This window comes from Paenibacillus sp. FSL H8-0079, from assembly GCF_037991315.1.
Taxonomy (GTDB): domain Bacteria; phylum Bacillota; class Bacilli; order Paenibacillales; family Paenibacillaceae; genus Paenibacillus.
In genome coordinates this window covers 3,867,744-3,891,565 of record NZ_CP150300.1, presented here as the reverse complement: position 1 = coordinate 3,891,565, position 23,822 = coordinate 3,867,744, and the positions used below count along the sequence as shown (strand labels likewise).

The window sequence follows — 23,822 nt, the reverse complement described above, 5'->3', positions numbered from 1 at the left end:
CATCCTCGCTTCTTTTTTCGTGTTCAATACAAATTCAGGAAATTAGCTGATATTTATAGAACAGCAAGTTTATGTATAGACGTTAATCCTGTCGGTCGCTATAGTTAGTTAAGAATAAACAATAAGGAGATTAATGATGAAAAAAAATTGTTTGGCATTTATGACTGTTCTACTTATAGTTCTCTTGTTTTCTCAATCAACAACAGGAGCGGCATCTCCGTTAAGTAAAAAGGTAGATGGAATGCTTGGATTTTCTCCACCCACTGGAACTGAAGTAAAGGCAAGTAGCGAGTATTCTATATACACTGCGAAAAATGTGATTGATGGTAAGCTGAAAAACGAATGGAATGCAGGTACATATAGAGGTACCGTTGAACTAAAATTTTCCGAAGCAATTGAATTTAACTTTGTTCATATTAGCACTGCAGCAGAACCGATAAGGTCCGTTACATATCAAATCTATGGATTAAAAGATGGCACCTGGACTGCTATTAGTCCTAAAGAAACCCAAGCACTTTCAGAAAGATTTAATACACCTCCACCGGTTAAAGTTACGCAAGGAGTATATGAGGGCATAAAGATTGAGGGGGACGGTGGTTCTTCTTGGTTGGCAATCGATGAAATTACATTAGGCAGTTTTGAATATATCAAATTAAATGGTTCTATCACAGGAACTACTGCTACCTTAAATTGGAATACAATTAACGATGCTACAGGATATAAACTTCAATATGGTACTGAGTCAGGAAAATACACAGATTCGATTACAGTAGAAGGGAAAGATATCTCAACTTATAAAGTACCAAATTTGGGATTCGGTAAAACTTACTACTTCCAAATCGTAGCTATCTTCAATGGAGTAGAAACAGTTATTTCGAATGAAGTAGCATTAACTATAAATAATGATAACACTGAGATACCAACACCGGAACAGCCTGCAGGTGATCGTGCAATCCTTGTCGTGACTATGACTACCGGTCTTGAGAAAGAGTTTGACTTGAGCATGAAAGAAGTAAATAGTTTCATTGATTGGTATGAAACAAAACAAGCAGGAAGCGGAAAAGCATCATACGCAATTGATAAGCATGACAATAACAAAGGTCCGTTCAAGAGCCGCAAGGACTACATCCTATTTGATCGAGTCCTGACGTTTGAAGTAAGCGAATACTAAATAAATTTATATATAAGGCTACTGCGTTTGTGTTGCGGAGCCTTTTTGTGTTGTGTAATATCACCCTGTTGTACATTGTAATCTTGAATATTTAAGATATAAATTAAAACACCTCTACCCAATTATAGCATTTTGCCATAAAGGATTGAGGCGGTAAGTTATGGGATGAATGAAGTTATTTATTCTCTGATAGAACTATAATTTGATCTAAACTCATGTCTTTATTTTTAATCCACCATCCAGCAGAGTGATTTTCTTTTAAGGAATCCACCGTATCTGAATCGATTTCTTTTTTGTTAGCCTTAATAAAGAAATTCATTCTAATGTTTCTTGCCCAGTTTATTTGTTTATCAGTGCCTTTCAGCACAGGCAAAGCAAAGTCATGTTCGAGTTCAGAGAGGATTTTCTCTTTATAGTCCTCGACTTGGTTTGGTAATCTAATTGGATTCAATATTGTTCATCTCCATTTGCTATTTAAATATAAACACTACGACTGTACCGTCTGGATGTTCCTCTAACTGATTCGGTACCCAGCTGTCGGCACACGATTATCTGATGGACTTATGTATTCGATATCTTCACCTTCACCACCCTCGGCGCACATTTCCATAGGCAACTCGTCACGATCGTATCCTTTCTTAGAGTCAATATCTCTTAAATGGCAGCTTGCGGTTTTGATCTGATAATTATAACACGCCTTTATACATATTAATCGGACAGAAAATTGTTTGGAGAAGCTTAGTAGAACTCCGTGAAAGTTGTTAGGATGAGTATGTAATATGTGTAATGACTAAGAATGAAATTACATAAAATGGTGTGAGCTATTATTACTCTCTCCCATGAGTGCTTCTATAAATGTACCTAGTCCAAACGACTGGGTATTTTTGTTGCTGATAAAAGAACGTATGTTCTTATATAATAATGAAGAGGTTACATGTTAACGGATTATCAAAGGAAGGTCCTTCGGATCTTATATAACTACAAAGGTGGACGGCGCAGGTTTCCTACAATCCATGAACTGACTGTCAAAATAGGTAAGCATAAACCAGACGTTATGGTTGCTCTGGACGCTCTTGTGGCTGCGGAATACATACATTGGGAAGACAGGTCTGACACGTCGATTATAGTTATCCCCGAAGGCTGGGAACGTGAAGCTGAAAAGCCAAAGCTTCAAGAAACGCTGCATCAACTGGAGCAAGCAACATTAATTACTGGACTGAATATTGAGGAGGAATGAACTATGGTGAGTAAAATTGTCGGGTAAAGGTATCTATGAAGGATTATCTCAACGGAAATGAATGTGCAAGAGAGACGTGGCAAACCTATCTTGGACATCAGGAAGTCCAGATCTTATCAGGAATGCAGGTTAGTTACGATGACGGTGTTTAATCCTTTTGACGATGAGGAGATAAGAGGTGTTGTTGCATCAATTGATAGGCCAAATAGAAGAATTAAGCTTGTCAGAGGTGAAGAGGATTACAGTTGGATCAAGATTGAAGAGATCGCTGAGGCAAGTTTATAATTGATCGAGCCCAAGGGATTATCCCAAGGGCTCAGTTTTTTTCTTCTATTGTATAGTATTGTTCCAGAATGCTTCGGAAGTACTGTACTGACAGCTCATTTGAAGCTTGGGGGACGTCCCCAAATCATCGCCCAAACGTCCCCCAGATCGTGAAAAGGTATGATTATGTGCGAACGTATGTTTTTAGTATATTCCATATTTAGCGCGTATATATTGAAGAAAACAATCATATGACGCTATCGCACATAAATAGAACACAAGTCCACCAATGGGAACGCGATCAATATATTACTTTGTACTAATAGCTCAATCCCTTGGCGCTCTAGCGCTGAGGGGTTTTTCTTTTTGTGGGCAAGTACCTATATATTTTATGAAATACCAAAGTGCCCACAAAATCCCCCGAAATGTCCCCCGAATTATTCTTCATCAGCCAATATAAATTTTCTGTGGGTAACCAAGTCTTACATTTATATAACAAAGTACATTAGTACTTCTATTTAGATATTCGTAAACCGTAAAACTCTCTTTTCATTAATGTAAGGGGAGATTTTTTATATGTTACTTAAGCTCAGTATTTGATAAATTGTATCACTGCATGTTTGCTATAGAGCAATACTATTGTCACCTATCTTGTTGTTTCCTATTAAAGGGAGGCTACTGTCAGATTTCTTTCTAAAGCGGAGTAAACTTTATTGAGAATTGGAAGCGAAAGACTTACATAGCGATCTCTTAAGAGAACCTAATAACCATGAAAATAAAGGATATACTAACAATCCACTCTTTTAAAACTCCAACTAAGTTCAAATCAATGTTTCATTTGTATGTTGAAAGTTTCATATAGAAGAGGTATACTTTAATTAAATTTTGAGCAATTTAATTTTAAATAATTAATTGGAGATGTTAATATGGATCAAGCAAAACAACTGGTTACAGAACAACGTACATTTTTTTATACAGGTCAAACTAAAAATATCGAGTATCGGATTAATGCTCTTCAACAGCTTAGAAAAGGAATCGAAAAGTATCAGCAACGGATTCAAGATGCACTTCGGGCTGATCTGAACAAATCTGAGGCGGAAGCTTACGGTTCCGAGATTCGCATTGTGCTGGGAGAACTGGATTTCGCATTAGAGCACCTGCAGGAATGGGCTGCCCCAAGACAAGTTCCAACCAATTCGGCTATGCCGGATGGGGTGAGCACTATTTATCCTGAACCTTACGGAGTCGCCCTTATTATTGCACCTTGGAACTATCCTTTCCAACTGGCCTTCGGTCCACTGATTGGAGCAATTGCAGCCGGTAACTGTGCAGTTATCAAGCCTTCTGAATTAACACCAGCCGTATCTCGTCTGACGTATGATCTGATTCAGGAGATCTTCCCTCAAGAGTATATTGCCGTTATGGAAGGGGAGGTTGAGGCCAGCACAGCATTGTTGAAAGAGAAGTCCGATTATATTTTCTTCACAGGCAGTACGGGTGTTGGTCGCATTGTTATGAAGGCAGCTGCAGAGCACTTGACTCCTGTAACTCTTGAGTTGGGAGGTAAGAGTCCTGCTATTGTCCATAATGATGCAGATCTGAAGCTGGTGGCCCAGCGTATTGTACGTGGTAAATTCCTGAATGCAGGGCAAACTTGCGTTGCTCCGGATTATTTGCTTGTACATGAACAAGTTCATGACGAATTGATCGATCTGATTAGCACAGAGATCAAAGATAAATTTGGAGATGATGTGTTACAGAATGCTGATTTCCCGCATATTGTCAACGCACGTAACTTTGATCGGTTGTCGAAATTCCTCACAGATGGTAAAACGCTCATAGGTGGACGTTCTGTACGTGAGCAGTTGCTTATTGAGCCGACTGTACTTGGAGATGTGAACTGGGAATCACCTGTCATGCAAGAAGAGATCTTCGGTCCGATTCTTCCTGTATTTACGTACAGTGACCTGAACCCAATGCTAGAGGAGATTGTTCGCCGGCCAAAACCATTGGCGTTATATCTCTTCACACAAGATGAGCAACTGCAGGAGCAGGTTCTGAATCAAGTGTCCTTCGGTGGGGGATGTATTAATGACACCCTTTCTCATATGACTTCACACTATCTCCCGTTTGGTGGTGTAGGAGAGAGCGGTATGGGCTCATATCACGGACAACAGAGCTTTGATGTGTTCTCGCATCATAAGAGTGTTCTGAAACGCAGTAAATAATTAGCCGATAAAACAACATAAACATGAAAAAAGAGGTTGTCCTGTTCAACAGGACAACCTCTTTTCGTATTTCATTACATTACATTACATCTAGTTTTGTTACTCATGTTAAATATTAATGAATATCTCGGAAAAGGCCAATGACTTTACCCAGAATACTAACGTGTTTCAAACGTAAAGGTTCGAAGGTCGCATTCTCCGGTTGAAGGCGAATATGATCTTTCTCTTTATAGAACGTTTTCACTGTAGCTTCATCGTCTTCAGTCATTGCAACGACGATATCACCGTTATCAGCAGTCTGCTGTTGACGGACAATAACATAATCTCCGTTAACGATTCCAGCTTCCACCATACTATCTCCGACTACCGAAAGCATAAACACTTTCTGTTCGCCTACATAATGCGTAGGAAGAGGGAAGTAGTCTTCAATGTTCTCGGTGGCAGTGATTGGAACACCCGCTGTAACCTTACCAACGATAGGAATACGTGCAACGCTATGAGCAAATTGATGAGAGTGCTCAGATTCTTCCTGGCTCAAAAGCTCAATAGCTCTTGGCTTGGTAGGGTCGCGTCGGATCAAACCTTTTTTCTCCAAACGATCCAAATGTCCATGTACTGTTGAGCTGGAAGCCAGTCCAACCGCTTCACCAATTTCCCGTACGGAAGGAGGATACCCCTTCAACCGGACTTCATTTCGTATAAACTCCAGAATAGCCTGCTGCCTGCTGGATATCTTCGACATACCGTATCAACCCCATTTTAGTAACGTTTGGGAAAATTATAACATAGAACCTCCGTTCGTACAAACATAAGTTCTAAATAAAATGGCATTAAATCAGTGTTTTTTAACTTTTTGAACAGAATTTGTCCAAAAGTCGGAGCATAATACTGCAAATGCTTTGCAAAAGGACTTCAATCCAGATATTTCTCCTTCAAAAAAAGCGAACAATTGTTCTAAAAACCTATTGAACAAAACAAGTGTTCGTGTTATATTGATTCCAACAGATAGGAACAAACGTTTGGAGGCGGGTATTTAATGAGATATTCTACTTATCAAAGCATTTACGAACCGATGAATTCGGAGCTGGTGAAGTCTAACATAGGGAACTACAAGAAGGTTTTAGCACGTTTCAAAATTTCTTCATGGATGCTAAAGGTGGCGATTACCTCTTTAATTATATTTATTGGATGTAGCACCGTTTTAACTGTATTTGCTGGCAATGAGAATGATGTCCTTCCTGGAGGGAAGATAGCCGTGTCACAAGGGGAAACATTATGGAGTATTTCTTTGGAACATAAACCGACGAATATGGATACACGTATTTATATAGAAGCAATTAAGAAAGTGAATCAACTTCATACGACTTCGATCCAAGTGGGACAAGTATTAACTCTACCGCAATTTGCAGAATAAAATGCACATCAATGAGTGTTAGCACGTGTCAGCTTGACAAGCAGCCTTTATCATGGCAAAGTTAATATGACTTTGTATTTTTGGAGGGGACAAGCTTGGATATAGATAGTCTGGTAGCACGTATTAACGAATTGGCTCGTAAGCAAAAGTCCACTGGTTTGTCGGAGGAAGAACTTGCTGAACGTGCCGAGCTTAGAGAGATTTATTTGAGTAATATTCGCAGCAATTTCAGACAGCAACTGGATACCATTGAGATTGTTGATGATGAGAATGACAAAGGCCACCAAGGCAAACTCAAACACTAACGAAACCTAATGATATCATTTATGATATTTAGGTTTCTTCCTGTTATTTGAGAGTGCAATTTATAGGGGGAAATGTTGGTTTACAGTTATGTAAGCCGATACAAAGACACATAAGGGGGATTCTCATGTCGCGTTCGTTCGAGAGAACGGTTAAGAAAAATTCCAAGCAGTTAAATCAGCAACGCAAAAAAAGTGGTCAACCAATCACAGGTACACCAGGTGAAGAAGTATTTAAAGGACGCAGCCTGTTGTTCCCCATATTTTTGATCGGTCTCGCCTTTTTGTATCTGTTTATGAGCACATTCCTTGTACAAGCTCCAATGACAACTTGGGACTGGGTGACTATGCTGCTTTACGTATTTTTGGCAGTCATCTTCATGCTTCGTCGTCCGTATATCAAGATTAGCAGTAATCGGATTATAACGACGAAGGGTAATCGTGAACGTTCAATCGGGGTTGACGATATCGTCAAGTTTAGAATTGAACCAGGCACAATCGTTATCGAACATAACAGTCGCGGTAAAAGATGGGTATTTACCAAGTTATTGAACCGCTACGATACAGATGCGATTGCAGAACGTTTGTTGAAGTTTGCAAAAGCACACCAGATCACTGTGGAAACCGTCGAAAAGTAATTATTGTATAAAGGGGTAGATGATCGGAATGGCGTTAAAAGCGATTTTGTTCGACCTAGATGATACTTTATTATGGGATGAGCGTAGTGTTCGAGAAGCTTTTCATGAGACTTGTCTAATCGCAGCGCAAGAGACTGGGGTTAAACCGGAAGAACTTGAAGAAGCCGTTCGTAACGAGGCACGTGGACTGTATGAATCATATGAGACCTTTCCTTTTACCAAAATGATTGGAATCAATCCGTTTGAAGGCCTATGGGCTAACTTTACCGGTGGGGATCAACCTGAGTTCCGTCAATTGGAACAACTTGCTCCTGTTTACCGTAAAGAATCCTGGCGTCGTGGCTTGTTGAAGTTGGGTATAGATCGGGAAGATCTTGCTGAACAGCTTGCCTCGCAATTTGGAGTAGAACGGAGATCCAGACCTCATGTATACGAAGAAACGATGGATACCTTGCGTCAGTTACAAGGAAAGTACAAACTGTTGCTGTTAACGAATGGTTGTCCTGCTTTGCAACAAGAGAAGTTGGATGGTGTACCTGAATTGACTCCTTTCTTTGATGAGATTATTATCTCGGGTAACTTCGGAAAAGGAAAACCAGATCCGTCGATATTTGAACATGCTTTGAGTAAACTGGGTGTTAAACCCGAAGAGAGCATGATGGTTGGGGACAAGTTAACGACTGATATTCGTGGTGCTTTATCATCTGGCATCCAATCCGTATGGATTAACCGTGAGCATAAGACCAACAATGAAACGTATGCCCCTGACCATGAAATAACGCATTTATCGGAATTAGATCAGCTTATTGCTAAGTTCTGAGCAGATCAGCTATAACATCTTTCCTCAGTACCCTGAAACATTGGAAGCTTCAATGAACGATGATGTCGTTCTTGGAGTTACCAATGTTTTTTTATTTGAGTATATTGACTAATTCCCTTGTTAAATGAGATATCAATTTTATTTGCTAAAAGTTATTGAAATTAGGGGGAAGCTGGATTAGAATATAACTAACATACTAGTATGACTAGTATTTAGATTGTCCAAAAGCAATTTCTTTTGACTTACTTCATTTGAATGGAAGCAGGAGTTGTTGCTTATAATTTTTGACGTATTGTAAGCGCTTTATATTCTTTTTAACAACTTCTCTTGATTTGGAGATCACACCACCTATTAAGTGCTAATGCATGATGTGAAGCACCTTGGATTGTGTGATTCTACATAACACACCAAAATGATATCGCTTACATTTAGCTATTATCTATTTCGTAGTGGGGGTGAAGTTGAAGGATTGGTTGTCTTCTACAAAAGAAGAAGCGATGGGAGTTGTACATGAATTTGTCTTTACCTATCAAGTCCTGGATCGGAGTGAAAACACATGGAGTCGGAAACCGCTAAAACAACACTAACCATGACATCTTTACGTAAAGAGAGCAGATTACGAATGGCAGCAACCTTGTTCCGCAAAGACTGGCAACTGTATTCACTATTAATCCTTCCTATCATCTACCTCATTATTTTCAAATATGGACCGATGATTGGTAATGTGATTGCGTTCAGACGTTTTGTTCCAGGGGGCAGTATATTTGGAGAAACATGGGTTGGATTAAGGTACTTCAAAATGTTCATTGAAGACCCTACCTTCTGGAGAGTATTCGGTAATACGCTGATGTTGGGCGGCCTCGCGTTGCTCTTTACATTCCCGGTTCCTATCATTTTTGCTTTAATGCTTAACGAAGTGAAGAGTAAACGTTTCAAGAAGTTTGTACAAACCGCGTCTTATCTGCCTCATTTTCTGTCCATCGTTATCGTTGCGGGCATGATCCTGCAGCTGACAGCAGTGAATGGCTCCATTAATGGACTGGTGGCTTTCTTCACCGGAGACAGTATTCCTTTTATGCAGCGGGCTGAGTGGTTCAGAACAATCTACATCACGTCAGAAGTATGGCAGGGTATGGGTTGGGGAGCGATTCTGTATCTGGCTGCACTGACAACCATTGATGAATCTTTGTATGAAGCAGCTCGTATTGATGGTGCCAACCGCTGGAAGCAGACGATTCACGTAACGATTCCAGGTATCTTGCCAACGATTGTTACGTTGTTAATATTGAACATGGGTAATTTCCTGGCTGTTGGATTTGAAAAAATCTTACTCTTGTACAATCCACTTATCTACGAGACATCTGATGTGATCTCCACTTACCTGTATCGGGTCGGACTGGAATCCAGTAACTTCAGTTATGCTACCGCAATTGGCTTGTTCGAATCGCTAATCGGTCTGATTCTGGTGTTCTCCGTAAATGCCATTTCACGCAGACTGACACAAAGAAGCTTATGGTAAAGGAGGAGCACCATGCAGGAATCCAGATCTTACAAGGTATTTAAAGTATTCAATGTCATATTTCTGCTGTTTGTGGTATTTATAACGCTCTATCCATTCTTGAATGTCGTAGCACAATCTTTCAGTAGTGAGTCCTATATCAATTCGGGCAAGGTAAGTTTGTTCCCAAGAGGATTTAATGTGGAGACATACAAGACCATCTCACGTGATAGCATGTTCTGGACTAATTATAAAAATACGATTATTTACACCGTGGTAGGTACGTTAATCTCCATGTTCATGACGACTATTTTCGCCTATGCCATATCCAAAAAGAGGTTAATGGGCCGAAAGTTTCTGACGATGTTCGCCGTGTTCACGATGTTCTTCAGCGGTGGATTGATTCCAAACTATGTCTTGATTAATTCCCTTGGATTCAATAACACCATGTGGGCACTTGTGGTTCCTGGCGCAATAAGCATATACAACATGCTGATCATGAAGTCATTTTTTGAAAATATGCCTGAAGAACTGGAGGAAGCTGCCTCCATTGATGGATTGAATACCTACGGGATCTTATTACGCATTATATTGCCACTTAGTAAAGCAGTTATGGCAACCATGGTGCTGTTCTACGCAGTGGGCCATTGGAATTCCTGGTTTCCAGCCTTTCTGTATTTGGACAAAAAAGAACTGTTTCCGGTCACCATTTATTTGCGCAATATGATTGCAGGAGCAACGAGTGGAGCATCTGCCGGTGCAACCTCAGCTGATAACCTGACACAGATTGCTGCCAATATTAAGTCAGTAACGATGGTATTAACCATCTTGCCGATACTCACCATCTATCCATTTGTGCAGAGATACTTTGTAACCGGTATCATGTTGGGATCTGTTAAGCAGTAATACGTAGAAGCTAGAAAAATTCACGTGATTAACTTTTAGAGGTTGTTTAACAGTTTAAAGGCAAGGTCAACCTAAACCAAATTCAGGGGGATAACCTAAATGAATCAAAAGCCACGTAAGTTTGTCGGTAAAATGGTTTTGGCAACAATGATGACCGTCGTTCTGGCAGCATGTAGCAGCGGCACTGGAACTGGAGGTGACGTCACAGAAGTTCAGACCAATGCAGCGATGGAGACGTACAATGTGGGAGATACATTTAAAGCGACAGAGCCATTTAATCTCTCCATACTCTATAGTGATCAACCTAGTTATCCATATAAAAAAGACTGGTTACTTTTTGATAAAATCACCGAACTGACGGGTGTAACACTTGAGCCAACGATTGTACCGATGAGCGATTACTCTCAAAAGAGATCTTTGTTAATTAGTTCAGGCGATGCACCACTGGTTATTCCTAAAACGTATCCTGGTGAAGAGTCTGCATTTGTATCTTCCGGTGCGATCTTACCGATTAGCGATTACATTGATTTGATGCCTAACTTCAAGGATAAAGTGGAAAAATGGGGATTGGAAGATGAACTTGAAGGACTTCGACAGGAAGATGGAAAGTACTATGTACTTCCGGGTCTGCATGAAGAAGTATGGCCAGATTACACATTGCTCGTAAGAACAGATGTTTTTGAAGAAAATAACATTGCCATCCCAACCACATGGGACGAATTGTATGATGCAGCGAAGAAATTGAAAGAAATCTATCCGGATTCCGTTCCTTTTTCGGACCGTTTCCAATTCAATAGTACGTTGAACATCGCTGCTACCGGCTTTGGAACTAAGGGTGGATGGGGATTTGGTAACGGATTGACGTATAAGGAAGATCAGGATCAATTCGTTTACACGGCTACTACACCAGAGTATAAGGAAATGCTAACGTACTTTAACAAGTTGGTATCCGAAGGGTTGCTCGATAAGGAGAGCTTCACGCAGGATGATGATCAGGCTGTACAGAAATTTGTATCCGGCAAATCTTTCATGATTAACGGTAATTCCCAGACCGTTGTATTGCACAGAAATGATATGAACAAAACGCTCGGAGAGGGTGAATTCTCTGTTGCGAAGATTACAGTACCTGGTGGGCCAAAAGGCCAGCTGATGTCCGGGTCCAGACTTGAAAACGGGGTCATGATATCCGGGAAAATTCAAAAAAGCGAAAATTTCAAAGCCATTATGCAATTTGTTGATTGGTTATATTACAGTGATGAAGGTCAAGAGTTTGCCAAGTGGGGTGTAGAAGGCGAAACATTTACCAAAGAGGGTGGAACACGTAAATTGGTAGAAGACGTAAACTACAATGGCTTGAATCCGAAAGGTACGAAGGATCTGAGAATTGACTTTGGCTTCTCTGGTGGCGTGTTTGCCTACGGCGGTACTACAGATCTGTTGCAATCGATGTTTAGTGAAGAAGAGTTGAAATTCCAGCAAGACATGAAGGATACCAAGGAAGTTATCCCGGCAGAACCGCCTATCCCATACTCTTCCGAGGATCGTGAACGGGTAACACTTCTGAGTACACCACTGAAAGACTACTCTGACCAAAATACACTTAAATTTATATTGGGTGAGCGGGACTTGTCTGAATTCGATACGTTTGCCAAAGAGCTGGACAGTCAAGGTCTATCCAATTATCTGAAGCTGGCAAATGACACGTACAAAGCCTACAAAGAAAATAAGCAATAACAAAGCTAACGCTGTTCGAATTACCGTTTCACTCCGATATTTAAGTGGAACGGTAATTTGTGCTAAGATAAATGAATACGGCTGAGAGAAAGAGGTCTAGGCATGTCACTTAATCAAAAAATAAGAGGCTCGACCAGAGCATATTCATATAATCTGTTAAAAGAACGAATTCTTCATCTGGAACTTAAGCCTGGTACCAAGATTTCAGAGAAAGAGATTGCAGATGAACTGCAGGTGAGCAGAACACCCGTGCGAGAAGCATTCATGAAACTTGCTGAAGAAGAACTGTTGGACATTATTCCACAGAGTGGAACAATAGTCTCTCATATCAATCTGGAGCATGTGGAAGAAGGCAGGTTCATGCGGGAAAAGATGGAGAAGGAAATCGTGACATTGGCTTGCGCTTCTTTTCCTGAAGAGTTCAGATTCAGACTCGAAACCAACATTGCAATGCAGGAAGTATGTATAGGGAAAAACAATTTCTATCGACTGTTTGAACTGGATGAAGAGTTTCACCAGATTTTGTTTCAGGGCACAGGTAAGCTGCGAACGTGGAAAATGTTGCAACAGTTGAACATCCCGTTTAATCGGTTGCGTTTATTACGTCTAGCGGAAGACTCCAACCTGGAGGTCATTATCTCACAACACAAAGAGATTTATCGACTTATCACAGAGCGTAAGACGGAGCAAGCGGTTCAGGTGATGGAAGCTCATCTCAGACTGGTTGTTATTGAACAGGAATCGATAAAAGCGAAATACCCGCATTATTTTATATAATGCACCGATGTTGTATGATACTCTCCATATGCATATGCGAAAACCCCTGTTCAATTGAACAGGGGTTTTGGTTAAGCAAGTCGTCACACGAGAGTGTTAGGCTTGTTTGATAAATGTAGGATCAGGGTATGGATCTGCAATCCAGCCATCTTTTTCGATGAACAGACGTACAGCAATAATTTGTTTGTTTTCCATTAAAGTAAAGAAGTGCGGTGTATTCTCAGGTACAGAGATGACGTCCCCAGGAGACAGTTCTACATTAAAGTAGCCCACATCATCTGTAGATTTGATAACAAAGATTCCTTTACCAGCGACAATGGCGCGGATTTCATCTTCAGCGTGGGTGTGGATCTCTTCGAACTTGGCCAGCTTTTCTTCGATATCTGGTGTTTGTTCGGACAGCGTGATGACATCCCAGATCTGGTATCCACGACGTGCAGCCAAATCTCTAATTTCATAATCGTAAGTTTCCAAAACCTCGGTTTTCTGATCATCAGTCAATCCAAAGTTATTTTGCAGATCCGTGTTCAGTTTGGATGCGTCCCACTTCTCATATAATACTTCGTATTTGTTCAAGAAATTTCGAACGTTTTCGTCACCAGTGATGCGTTCGTTCGTATTTCGGATTACAATTTCAGCCATGTTCTTTCCCTCTTTTCCACTTGGTTTAATTGAATTATATCGGATTGCTCTGTTTTTGTCGATTCTCAAATTCCGTTCATATTCGAGCAAACCCGCCATCTTTCGGGAGCAAACCCGATCTTTCACATTAAGTTAGTTTCTGTTAAACTAAGATTTAACGTTTTGCGGGGGTGAAGATATTGGATAAGATTAGTCTACACGATGCATTAAAACAACGAATATTAATCCTCGACGGTGCAATGGGGACCATGATTCAACAAGTTGATCTGACTGGTGAAGATTTTGGCGGCGAAGATCTGGATGGATGTAATGAAATGTTAGTACTTACTCGTCCAGAGATAATCCAGCGCATTCATGAAGAATATCTGGAGGCCGGCGCCGATTTAATTGAAACCAACACATTTGGTGCGACATCTGTCGTGCTTGCTGAATACGATATTCAGGATCGGGCACGCGAGATCAACTTGGAAGCAGCCAGAATTGCGAAAGCTGCGGTTGATCGTTTCTCTACACCGGAATCTCCACGTTATGTGGTAGGTGCAATGGGACCAACAACCAAAACTCTTTCTGTTACTGGTGGTGTAACGTTCCAGGAACTTATCGACAGTTATTTGGAGCAAGCGCTTGCTTTAATAGAGGGAGGCGTTGATGCGCTACTGCTCGAAACCTCTCAGGATACCCTCAATGTAAAAGCAGGCAGTATCGGAATCCAGCAGGCCTTTGAACAGAGCGGTGTTACACTGCCCCTGATGATATCAGGAACGATAGAACCGATGGGAACAACCCTTGCGGGTCAGAACATCGAATCCTTTTATATATCCTTAGAACACCTTAACCCAATTTCGGTAGGACTAAACTGTGCTACAGGTCCGGAGTTCATGCGTGATCACATTCGCTCGCTTTCTGGAATGGCATCGGTTGCCGTTAGTTGTTACCCGAACGCGGGTCTACCGGATGAGAACGGTAATTACCATGAGTCACCAGACTCTCTGGCTCAGAAGATTGGTGCTTTTGCCGAACAGGGCTGGTTGAATATTGCTGGTGGATGTTGCGGAACAACCCCTGCACATATTCGGGCTATGCGCGACACACTTGCCCAGTACCCCCCAAGAGAAATGAACGGAACACATCCACCTGCATTGTCTGGTATAGAACCAATCTATATCGAACAGGACAATCGTCCATACATGGTTGGTGAGCGTACGAACGTGCTGGGATCACGAAAATTCAAGCGGCTTATTGTAGAAGGCAAATATGAAGAAGCTTCGGAAATTGCCCGTGCTCAAGTGAAAAATGGAGCGCACATTGTCGATGTGTGTGTACAAGACCCGGACCGTGAAGAGTCTGAAGACATGGTGAAGTTCCTTGAACTGGTTGTGAAAAAAGTAAAAGTACCACTTATGATCGATACGACAGATGCTTCCGTAATCGATCTGGCCCTCCAGTACTCTCAAGGTAAGGCGATAATTAACTCCATTAACCTTGAGGATGGCGAAGAGAAATTTGAGCTGATCACGCCGTTACTTCATAAGTACGGTGGTGCAGTTGTCGTCGGAACGATTGATGAACGGGGTCAGGCGATTAGCCGGGAGGACAAGCTGGACGTAGCCAAACGTTCTTACGATCTGCTGGTGAACAAGTACGGACTCAAACCAGAAGACCTTATTTTCGATACGTTGGTGTTCCCGGTAGGTACGGGAGATGAACAGTACATCGGTTCAGCCAAAGAAACCATTGAAGGTATAAGAGTGATCAAGGAAGCGATGCCAGAATGTCATACGATACTCGGGATCAGTAACATTTCATTCGGACTGCCTGAAGCAGGCCGTGAAGTGCTGAACTCTGTATTTTTGTATGAATGTACCAAAGCTGGTCTCGACTATGCCATCGTAAACACAGAGAAACTGGAGCGTTATGCGTCCATTCCGGAAGAAGAACGCAGACTCTCGGAAGAGCTTTTATATAACACGAATGATGAAACACTGGCGGCGTTCGTAGCGGCGTTCCGTAACAAGAAGGTTGAGAAGAAGGAAAAAATCTCGAACCTTTCATTAGAAGAGCGTCTCGCTTCATATGTTGTGGAAGGAAGCAAAGAAGGATTGCTGCCGGATCTCGAACAGGCACTTGCCAAATACACAGCACTTCAAGTGATTAACGGTCCACTGATGCGGGGTATGGAGGAAGTAGGTCGTCTTTTCAACAACAATGAGTTGATTGTAGCTGAGGTGTTGCAGAGTGCGGAAGTCATGAAGGCTTCTGTAGCATATCTGGAGCAGTTCATGGAGAAGAACGAAACTTCGGTTAAAGGCAAAATCATTCTGGCCACGGTCAAGGGCGATGTGCATGACATCGGTAAGAACCTGGTAGAGATAATCCTGTCCAATAACGGTTACCGTATCATTAATTTGGGTATAAAAGTACCACCAGAACGTATCATTGAGGCATACCGAGAAGAAAAAGTCGATGCGATCGGCCTCTCGGGTCTATTGGTAAAATCAGCGCAACAGATGATTCTTACCGCTCAGGATTTGCGAACAGCAGGTATTGATGTGCCTATTATGGTTGGCGGAGCGGCGTTGACACGTAAATTCACCAAAAATCGTATCCGTCCTGAATATAACGGAATGGTTGTATATGCCAAAGATGCGATGGATGGTCTGGATCTGGCGAACAAATTGATGAATCCTGTTACACGTGAAGTGATGCAACTGGAGATGGAAGCTGAAAAAGAAGCTGATGCTTCAGGTGCTGTAGCTGTTCAGGCTCTTCCTGAGCTTACGCGAGTGGAGCGTTCGGATATCGCTGTAGATCATCCGGTACTTGTCCCGCCTGATCTGGAGCGGCATACGATGCGCAACTATCCGTTATCACATATCCTGCCATACGTTAACATGCAGATGTTGCTTGGACATCATCTGGGGTTGCGCGGTTCAGTAGAACAACTGCTTGCTTCAGGAGACAAGAAGGCTACCGACCTAAAAGCAGTCGTGGATGATATTATGCAAGAAGCTGTTCGTGACGGGATAATTCAGGCGCATGCCATATATCGTTTCTTCCCGGCTCAGTCCAGTGGTAACAGCGTCATTATTTATGATCCAAAGGATACCAGTAATATTTTGCATACATTTACGTTCCCACGTCAAAAAGTCGAGCCGTTCCTATGCCTGTCCGACTTCCTGAAGCCTGTTGAATCCGGTCAGATGGATTACGTTGGTTTCATGGTTGTTACTGCCGGACATGGTGTGCGTGAACTATCCACAGCGTGGAAAGATCAAGGGGATTACCTTCGCTCGCATGCTCTGCAATCCGTAGCACTCGAAGTAGCAGAGGGATTAGCTGAGCGTGTGCATCATATGATGAGAGATATCTGGGGATTCCCTGATTCTGCCCAGATGACCATGAAGCAACGTCACGGTGCACGCTATCAGGGGATCAGGGTATCCTTTGGATATCCGGCTTGTCCGGATTTGGAAGATCAAGGGCCGTTGTTCAAGTTGCTACAGCCTGAGGATATCGGTGTGGAATTGACGGAAGGTTTCATGATGGAACCTGAAGCATCCGTATCAGCGATGGTATTCAGCCATCCGCAAGCCAAGTATTTTAACGTAGAAAAGGCATAAATCAGTAGAGTGTCAGGCAAAGCCCTCCGCATTGTCGGAGGTTTTTTGCTGGCAACAGAAAGAGGTGCGATCCAGAATGGAACTATATTTCCTGGGAACTAATGCTGGTGTACCTACGCTTCAACGGAATGTAACTTCCATTGGGCTACGCATGTTGGATGAGCGCAGAGCTTTGTGGTTGTTTGACTGCGGGGAAGGAACGCAGCACCAGATTTTAAGTTCTCCGCTTAAACTAAGCAAATTGGAGAAAATATTCATTACTCACCTGCATGGTGATCATGTATTTGGTCTTCCAGGACTGCTTTCGAGCAGAGCCTATCAAGGTGGCACCACACCATTAACGGTGTATGGTCCACCAGGTACGGATCGAATGATTAGTACAACGATGGAGCTTAGCCAATCCCGAGTGAACTATGATTTAAATATTGTGGAACATACGGGCGGCGTCCTATTCGAGGATGACAGTTTTATCGTGGAAGCTGCTTTGCTTGAGCATCGGATTGACAGCTATGGATACCGGATCACGGAAAAAGATCGTCCAGGCAGCCTGGACCCAGCCAAAATGGCGGAATATGGTTTGAAACCCGGCCCATTGTTCGGCCGACTGAAACGTGGAGAAACCATTACGCTGGATGACGGTCAGACGCTTCGTCCAGAAGATGTATTGGGAGTCCCAAAACGCGGCATGGTGATCACCATATTGGGTGATACACGTCCATGTGACAATGTACAGCCTCTTTCCATCAATGCAGATGTGCTTGTGCATGAAGCTACATTCATGCATGATCTGGCCGAGACAGCGCATGAGTACTATCATAGTACTTCAAAACAAGCGGCAGAAGCGGCTAGAGCGGCGAATGTTGGGCAATTGATTATGACTCACTTCAGCTCACGTTATAAGGATGAGGATCAACTGCAGCCACTTTTGGAAGAGGCACAGTCCGTATTCCCGAATACCAGACTTGCAAACGAACATCAGCTTATTCCTGTTGTGCATCGCAAGCAAGAATCTTAACGAAGAATGCGAACCAGTGCACGGCTAAACACGCCACATGAAGAACCGGGTAATTGCACGGGACTGAGGGAGAGGAACTCCCGCGGTCCCTTTTGCAATCTGGTCAGAAAGCGTGTAGGATGGGCAATATGAAGAGGGAAATGATTCAAATTATTTTCCGGGAAAGCGCAGGAAATGACAAGCTTGTACAGAAGACGCGCGAGTTAAACCGTCGGTGTTCGATCCGGTTCGACTTGTTGTGTGCATATGTCAGCAAGCCGTTATTTTTTGCCTGAATACATAGGTTCGCGTTAAGTACAAGGTAAATAATTAAGGTTATGAAAAGTTAATGGAATAAAGAAAGGAAGTGCTGTGTGTGATTAAGGCCTATCTGATTGACTTGGATGGTACGCTCTATCATGGCAGACATCGTATCGAAGGAGCCGATCAGCTTATTCGAACACTGCAGGAGCTAGGAAAGCCGTATTTATTCGTAACGAATAATTCATCCCGTACACCACAAGGCGTGGCATATCATCTGAACGGGATGGGGATACCTGCGGACGCGTCACAGGTATGTACTTCTGCTGTGGCTGCTGCTGAATACGTTGCTGAAGAGTCCCCGGGTGCAAAAGTGGCATGTATTGGAGAAGCAGGACTGCTGCAAGCCATAGAAGAAGCTGGATTGCAGCTGACAGACGATGCACCAGATTACGTGATACAGGGGATTGACCGTGAATTTTCCTATCATAAACTGACTAAGGCGCTAAGGTGGATTAATGCTGGATCAAAATTCATCATGACCAACCCGGATCTGCAGCTTCCTTCCGATGATGGACTGACACCTGGGGCGGGGACTATTGGAGCAGCAATTGAAGCCGCGACCGGAGTTCATCCTACAGTTATAGGCAAGCCATCGAGTGTTATAATGAAGTCAGCCATTAGCCGGCTAAACCTGGCGTCTCATGAAGTGGCAGTGATCGGAGATAATATGCGAACCGATATTGCAGCTGGAGTGGCAGCAGGGTGTGAGACGCTGTTGGTACTTACCGGTGTGACAACACGGGATAATATGGATGGACACATTCAAGCAGCGAAGGCTCGACCTGATCATGTGTTTGAAGATTTGCATAAATTGATGGAGTGGCTGTCGCAAGAGGCAGACCAAGCTTCCAAAAAGGGGTAATGTACGATGCCGGAACTACCGGAAATGGAAAATTACCGGACCTTGCTGTCCGAGAAAATACTTGATCTACTGATTACAGGTGTGGTAATTAACCGCGATAAAACGATAAATACGGAGCCTGATCTGTTTATCAATGAACTTACAGGTAATCGCATCATTTTTGTTGAGCGCCGAGCGAAGCATCTGATTTTCCACTTGGCTAATGGTAAACGCCTGGTGCTGCACCTCATGTTGGGTGGTATGATTTTCTGGGGCACGGAAGAGGAACGTCCTGATCGTTCCACACAGGTGGAAATCCAGTTTGGCGATCACATTTTATTCTTCATTGGACTGCGCTTGGGTTATTTACATCTGCTTACTTCGAAAGAAACCGAAGAGGCGATGTCCGATCTTGGACCTGAACCTTTGGATCGACGGATGAACGTGGAACGGTTTGCTTCCCTATTGAAAGGTCGTCGGGGTACGCTCAAGACAACGTTGGTGAACCAGCATATTATTGCGGGGATCGGCAACTGTTATTCGGATGAGATTGCCTTTGCTGCCGGTCTGAGACCAAGCTCCAAAACGCAGAACATCGCGACTTCACCAGAACTGACGGAGCGCTTGTTCCATTCGATGCAGTCCGTGTTGCGTGAAGCAGCTTCTGAGGGTGGTTATATGGAAATGCCACTGATGCAGGGGGATACGAAGACAGGAAGCTTTGACGAGCAGTGTCGCGTATATGACCGGGAAGGCGAGACTTGTCCGCGCTGCGGGGGAACGATTGAACGAGTGGAAATTACGGGCAAGAAGGCGTTCTTCTGTCCGAAATGCCAGCATGAGGCCTAAAAACGGAATCGGGGCACATGTCAGCACCAGAGGCGGATTTCTTCAGTCAGCCAAGAGAGCGTATGAGATGGGGGCAACGGCGTTTCAGTATTTTCCGAAGAACCCGCGTAGTCTTGGTCTGAAAAGTCTGGACCTCAAGGATGCTGAGCAGTGCAGGGAATGGTGTGAACAGCAGGGACTTGCTTCCATTGCACATTCACCCTATCCCACGAATCCGGCGTTGGGCATGACCCGTGGAGAGGCGGGCTTTCATGCTACAATAGCTTCTATTCGCAATGATCTTGAAATTTCGAATGCTTGCGGTTCTGTCGGGACAGTGGTCCATTTTGGACATATCAAAACGAGCGATCCGCTGGAGGGCTATCAGAACCTCATTCATTGTCTGGATACCGCCTTGGAGAATTGGGATGGTCATTCGAAAGTTTTGCTTGAAAATCAGGCAGGTGATCATGGCCCCATGGGCACGACAATGGAAGAAATGATACAGATTCGCAAATTAAGCCGATATCCGGAGCATATTGCTTTTTGTTTTGACACATGCCATGCTTTTGCTTCAGGTATGTGGTCGTCAGGCAACGAAGCGGCGATGCTCAAAAAGGGCAAGGTGCTCGGATACTGGGATGAGGTTGCTGCTGTACATTTTAATGATTCCAAATATGCGTCCGGATCGTGTAAGGATAGACATGCGAGGATCGGACAGGGGTATATCGGAAATGAATCAATGAAAGCATTGTTAACTGCTCCTGAGTTCCAAAAAGCGGTTGTTGTGCTCGAGACAGAAACGGGCGAAGATGGAACGCACCATGATGATATAGCGCTCATGCGTTCCTGGTTATAATGGGGAGAGGAGCGATTGTATGCATGTTTTTTTGGATGACTATCGGGCGTGTCCGAAAGGATTTGTTCTTGCAACGAATGCAGAAGAGTGCCTGATGCTGCTAAGAGAAGGTGACGTGGACATTTTGTCGCTAGATTATGAACTTGGTCCGGATTCGCCCAATGGCGGTGAGGTTGCGGCATCCATTGTACGAGAAGGACTGTTTCCGCGCGAGATCTATTTGCATACGTCCAGTATGTTTGGGAAACGCCAGATGTACGAGATGTTATATAGCAATAAACCCGATTCGGTAACCATTCATAATGGTCCAATGACGGGTGAGGTCATGCTGCGTGTTGCCGCGGGAGAAGAAAGTTAATGAAGCCCATTACATCCAAAATGTTAATGCGCGGCGTATGGGAAGGCATGCCACAGGCTGTATTTATATATACCCCGTTATGCGGGACATGTGCAGCAGCGCGGCGTATGCTGGAGGTCGTTGAGCACATGCTGCCGGAAGGTATTTTATCCGAAATGAACATTCATGACATTCCTGAACTTGTACAACAATTTCAAATTTCAAGCGTTCCAGCAGTGATGCTGTTTGATGGTCAGCAAGATGTTCCAAAAATGGTTTATCGGATGAGCTCTGTAGAGCACTTGCTCTCTGAGATCCGGAAGGCGGTGCTGAAATGAGTATAATTTCGATGGAACATGTCTCACTTCGACGAGAAGAGAATCAAATCTTAGATAATGTACATTTGCGCATCGAACCAGGCGAACATTGGGTTATTCTGGGTCGGAATGGTTCTGGCAAAACAACGTTGCTTGAAATGATGAACGGATATATGTTTCCAAGCCAGGGACGCATTGAAGTACTGGGTAATCTGTATGGACAATGTGACGTCAGGGAAGTACGTAAGGAAATCGGTTATATCAGCCAAACGTTGATTGAGAAACTAACACCCAGAGATCCGGTATGGGAAGTCGTCGCTACAGGAGCGTATGCTTTTTTGCGTTTTTATCAGACGATTCCTGATGAAGTAAAAGCAAAGGCAATGAGTTTGCTGGATGATATGGGCTTTGCCAACCTTGCCAACAACTCGCTGGGTACGTTATCCCAAGGAGAGCGCAAAAAAGTCATGCTCGCTCGTTCATTAATGGCTGAGCCAAAATTGCTGATTATGGACGAGCCTTGTGCCGGGCTAGACTTATATGAACGTGAGAAAATGCTGGCTGAGATTGATCGTCTGCGCCAGCGTAACATTACAGTTGTGTATGTGACACATCATGTTGAAGAGATCGTACCTTTATTTACGCATGTGGCCTTGATCCGCGATGGACGTATTGCTGCGGCAGGCCCCAAATATGAAGTTTTGACACAAGATACAATTAAGCATACGTACGATGTCCCGGTCGATATCCAGTGGGATGACGGTCGTCCGTGGATACGCGTGCGTTCTGGAGGGTAACACAATTTGAGTACACAATCGTCTTGGGAAGAAGGCAACTTCTCCCGTTTTATCTGCACAGCCAATCACGGCTTTGCCCCTTATGCTCAGGAAGAATTGCGCCGTACGTTTGGTGCGGTGAAGAGCACGGTACTCGTACCAGGAGAAATTTTGCTTGCGGGTCTGCCTATAGCGGAGGAAGAAGTTGCAGGTAAGCTGTGGGCAGAGTATCCAACGTTTTTACGTCATATTCAACCTGTTCAGTTTCAGGAGAATACAGAAGATTCGGAACAGTCTATCGAGAAATTGATTGCATTCGTGCTGAATCATAAAGAACTGACAGGTACCCCTGTCGTGCTGCAGGTACGGAAGACAGAAGGATCTTTTTGGCAAGAAAATGCGGCCTCATTGAAGCAATTGCTGACAGAAAAGCTGGCTGAGCTAGGCTGTGAATGGGTTGTACGTGATGCTGATTATGTCATTTCCGTATTTGCTGCAAATGATATGTTGTATGCTGGCGTGTCCAGACCTGAACAGAATCTGTCAGACTGGAGTGGGGGAGCCGTACGTTTTCAAAAAGAAGACGGACAGATCTCGCGGGCCAAATTCAAATTGCTTGAAGCCGAGCAAACGTTTGGTATTGACTTTACTTCATTCCATAAAGCACTCGATATCGGTGCAGCACCAGGTGGATGGACCTCATTCCTGCTTGAACGCGGGCTTGAAGTAACGGCGGTAGATCCGGCGAAGATGGATGCGACGCTGTTGGCATCACCCAAACTGACTTTCTTGAAAAAGAATGCAGGGGATGTTCGTTTCCGCGAAGGAGAATTCGATCTGCTCGTATGTGATATGAGTTGGAGTCCGAAGCTGATGAGCCGACTTGTATCGGATCTTCTATATAGCCTTCAGCCCGGGGGAACAGCCATCGTTACTGTGAAGTTATTGCATAAAAAGCCGCTTGCTCTCATTAAAGATGTGATTGATACGTTTGAACGTTCTCGGATGCAGATTCAACGTTCCAAGCAGTTGTTCCATAACCGGGAAGAGATTACACTTTATATGGTCAAATATTAAGAGATCTAGCCTTGATTAAAGCAGCTAAAGGTATTATGAAATTGATTCGATTAAGCCCATTAAATATTGTGCTTTACAATCTATTCCTGCCTGTACTATAATGATACCAATATTAACCATAACAAACCTGAGGGAAAGCATCCCGAAGTGAACGAAACCGGATATCCGGTCTGTTCTTCTTCGGTGAGGCTTTCCCTTTTTTGTTGTGTATTGAAGGA

At 43.3% G+C, this 23,822-nt stretch carries 23 protein-coding genes and 1 pseudogene; 20 read left to right on the top strand and 4 right to left on the bottom strand.

Going from position 1 to position 23,822, the window contains the following annotated elements:
- Positions 1-133 precede the first annotated feature (133 nt).
- Complete coding sequence (locus MHI06_RS17280; protein ID WP_340398564.1) at positions 134-1,171, top strand: fibronectin type III domain-containing protein; 1,038 nt, start codon at positions 134-136, stop codon at positions 1,169-1,171.
- Between the two features lie 175 nt (positions 1,172-1,346).
- Here MHI06_RS17280 and MHI06_RS17275 read toward each other — a convergent pair whose 3' ends face one another.
- Both MHI06_RS17275 and MHI06_RS17270 read right to left on the bottom strand, forming a co-directional pair.
- Entirely contained in the window at positions 1,347-1,622 is a 276-nt protein-coding gene (locus MHI06_RS17275; protein WP_340398563.1) for a hypothetical protein, read from the bottom strand.
- 19 nt (positions 1,623-1,641) lie between these two features.
- A pseudogene (locus MHI06_RS17270) lies at positions 1,642-1,829 on the bottom strand (DNA-entry nuclease); the annotation flags it as partial.
- A 276-nt stretch (positions 1,830-2,105) separates the two neighbouring features.
- Here MHI06_RS17270 and MHI06_RS17265 point away from each other — a divergent pair.
- Positions 2,106-2,408, top strand: coding sequence for a hypothetical protein (locus MHI06_RS17265; RefSeq protein WP_340398562.1), 303 nt, complete (start codon positions 2,106-2,108; stop codon positions 2,406-2,408).
- 1,190 nt (positions 2,409-3,598) lie between these two features.
- On the top strand, positions 3,599-4,900 hold the full coding sequence (locus MHI06_RS17260) for an aldehyde dehydrogenase (protein ID WP_340398561.1): 1,302 nt from the start codon (positions 3,599-3,601) through the stop codon (positions 4,898-4,900).
- Positions 4,901-5,015: 115 nt separating this feature from the next.
- Here MHI06_RS17260 and lexA read toward each other — a convergent pair whose 3' ends face one another.
- Complete coding sequence (gene lexA, locus MHI06_RS17255) at positions 5,016-5,642, bottom strand: transcriptional repressor LexA (protein WP_192267951.1); 627 nt, start codon at positions 5,640-5,642, stop codon at positions 5,016-5,018.
- Positions 5,643-5,936: 294 nt separating this feature from the next.
- Here lexA and MHI06_RS17250 point away from each other — a divergent pair, with 294 nt between their 5' ends.
- From MHI06_RS17250 to MHI06_RS17215, 8 genes are all read left to right on the top strand, one after another.
- Entirely contained in the window at positions 5,937-6,314 is a 378-nt protein-coding gene (locus MHI06_RS17250) for a LysM peptidoglycan-binding domain-containing protein (RefSeq protein ID WP_340398560.1), read from the top strand.
- Between the two features lie 95 nt (positions 6,315-6,409).
- Entirely contained in the window at positions 6,410-6,619 is a 210-nt protein-coding gene (locus MHI06_RS17245) for a DUF896 domain-containing protein (protein WP_017688036.1), read from the top strand.
- Positions 6,620-6,744: 125 nt separating this feature from the next.
- Positions 6,745-7,254: a hypothetical protein gene (locus MHI06_RS17240; RefSeq protein WP_062834910.1), complete on the top strand. Its 510-nt coding sequence runs from the start codon at positions 6,745-6,747 to the stop codon at positions 7,252-7,254.
- 28 nt (positions 7,255-7,282) lie between these two features.
- Positions 7,283-8,074, top strand: a complete 792-nt coding sequence (locus MHI06_RS17235) for an HAD family hydrolase (protein WP_340398559.1) — start codon at positions 7,283-7,285, stop codon at positions 8,072-8,074.
- A gap of 556 nt (positions 8,075-8,630) precedes the next feature.
- Positions 8,631-9,593, top strand: coding sequence for an ABC transporter permease subunit (locus tag MHI06_RS17230; RefSeq protein WP_340398558.1), 963 nt, complete (start codon positions 8,631-8,633; stop codon positions 9,591-9,593).
- Between the two features lie 12 nt (positions 9,594-9,605).
- Positions 9,606-10,478 carry a carbohydrate ABC transporter permease gene (locus MHI06_RS17225; RefSeq protein WP_169481057.1) on the top strand — a complete coding sequence of 291 codons (873 nt, stop codon included), beginning with the start codon at positions 9,606-9,608 and terminating at the stop codon, positions 10,476-10,478.
- Positions 10,479-10,577: 99 nt separating this feature from the next.
- Positions 10,578-12,212 carry an extracellular solute-binding protein gene (locus tag MHI06_RS17220; protein WP_169481056.1) on the top strand — a complete coding sequence of 545 codons (1,635 nt, stop codon included), beginning with the start codon at positions 10,578-10,580 and terminating at the stop codon, positions 12,210-12,212.
- A gap of 102 nt (positions 12,213-12,314) precedes the next feature.
- Entirely contained in the window at positions 12,315-12,989 is a 675-nt protein-coding gene (locus MHI06_RS17215; protein ID WP_076331542.1) for a GntR family transcriptional regulator, read from the top strand.
- Positions 12,990-13,085: 96 nt separating this feature from the next.
- On the opposite strand, the gene MHI06_RS17210 is transcribed toward MHI06_RS17215, so the two are convergent.
- Positions 13,086-13,631 (bottom strand): cupin domain-containing protein, encoded by a 546-nt coding sequence (locus MHI06_RS17210; RefSeq protein ID WP_340398557.1) that lies wholly within the window; start codon positions 13,629-13,631, stop codon positions 13,086-13,088.
- Between the two features lie 179 nt (positions 13,632-13,810).
- Here MHI06_RS17210 and metH point away from each other — a divergent pair, with 179 nt between their 5' ends.
- The 9 genes from metH (at position 13,811) to MHI06_RS17165 (ending at position 23,604) form a co-directional block, all read left to right on the top strand.
- Positions 13,811-17,251: a methionine synthase gene (gene metH / locus MHI06_RS17205; RefSeq protein WP_169481053.1), complete on the top strand. Its 3,441-nt coding sequence runs from the start codon at positions 13,811-13,813 to the stop codon at positions 17,249-17,251.
- Positions 17,252-17,327: 76 nt separating this feature from the next.
- A complete protein-coding gene (rnz, locus tag MHI06_RS17200) occupies positions 17,328-18,266 on the top strand; it encodes a ribonuclease Z (protein WP_340398556.1) in 939 nt (312 codons plus the stop codon).
- A gap of 355 nt (positions 18,267-18,621) precedes the next feature.
- On the top strand, positions 18,622-19,431 hold the full coding sequence (locus MHI06_RS17195; RefSeq protein ID WP_340398555.1) for a TIGR01457 family HAD-type hydrolase: 810 nt from the start codon (positions 18,622-18,624) through the stop codon (positions 19,429-19,431).
- A gap of 6 nt (positions 19,432-19,437) precedes the next feature.
- Positions 19,438-20,259, top strand: a complete 822-nt coding sequence (locus MHI06_RS17190; RefSeq protein ID WP_091029323.1) for a DNA-formamidopyrimidine glycosylase family protein — start codon at positions 19,438-19,440, stop codon at positions 20,257-20,259.
- Positions 20,249-21,097, top strand: a complete 849-nt coding sequence (locus tag MHI06_RS17185) for a deoxyribonuclease IV (RefSeq protein WP_340402141.1) — start codon at positions 20,249-20,251, stop codon at positions 21,095-21,097. The genes MHI06_RS17190 and MHI06_RS17185 overlap by 11 nt, the downstream gene beginning before the upstream one ends.
- Before the next feature lie 19 nt (positions 21,098-21,116).
- Entirely contained in the window at positions 21,117-21,455 is a 339-nt protein-coding gene (locus MHI06_RS17180) for a cyclic-phosphate processing receiver domain-containing protein (RefSeq protein WP_017688046.1), read from the top strand.
- The gene (locus MHI06_RS17175) at positions 21,455-21,772 is read left to right on the top strand and encodes a thioredoxin family protein (RefSeq protein ID WP_062834898.1); all 318 of its coding nucleotides are present in this window, start codon (positions 21,455-21,457) and stop codon (positions 21,770-21,772) included. Before MHI06_RS17180 ends, MHI06_RS17175 begins: the two co-directional genes overlap by 1 nt.
- A 2-nt stretch (positions 21,773-21,774) precedes the next feature.
- Positions 21,775-22,548, top strand: a complete 774-nt coding sequence (locus MHI06_RS17170; RefSeq protein ID WP_340402140.1) for an ATP-binding cassette domain-containing protein — start codon at positions 21,775-21,777, stop codon at positions 22,546-22,548.
- A gap of 6 nt (positions 22,549-22,554) precedes the next feature.
- Positions 22,555-23,604, top strand: coding sequence for an SAM-dependent methyltransferase (locus MHI06_RS17165; RefSeq protein WP_340398554.1), 1,050 nt, complete (start codon positions 22,555-22,557; stop codon positions 23,602-23,604).
- Positions 23,605-23,822: the final 218 nt, after the last annotated feature.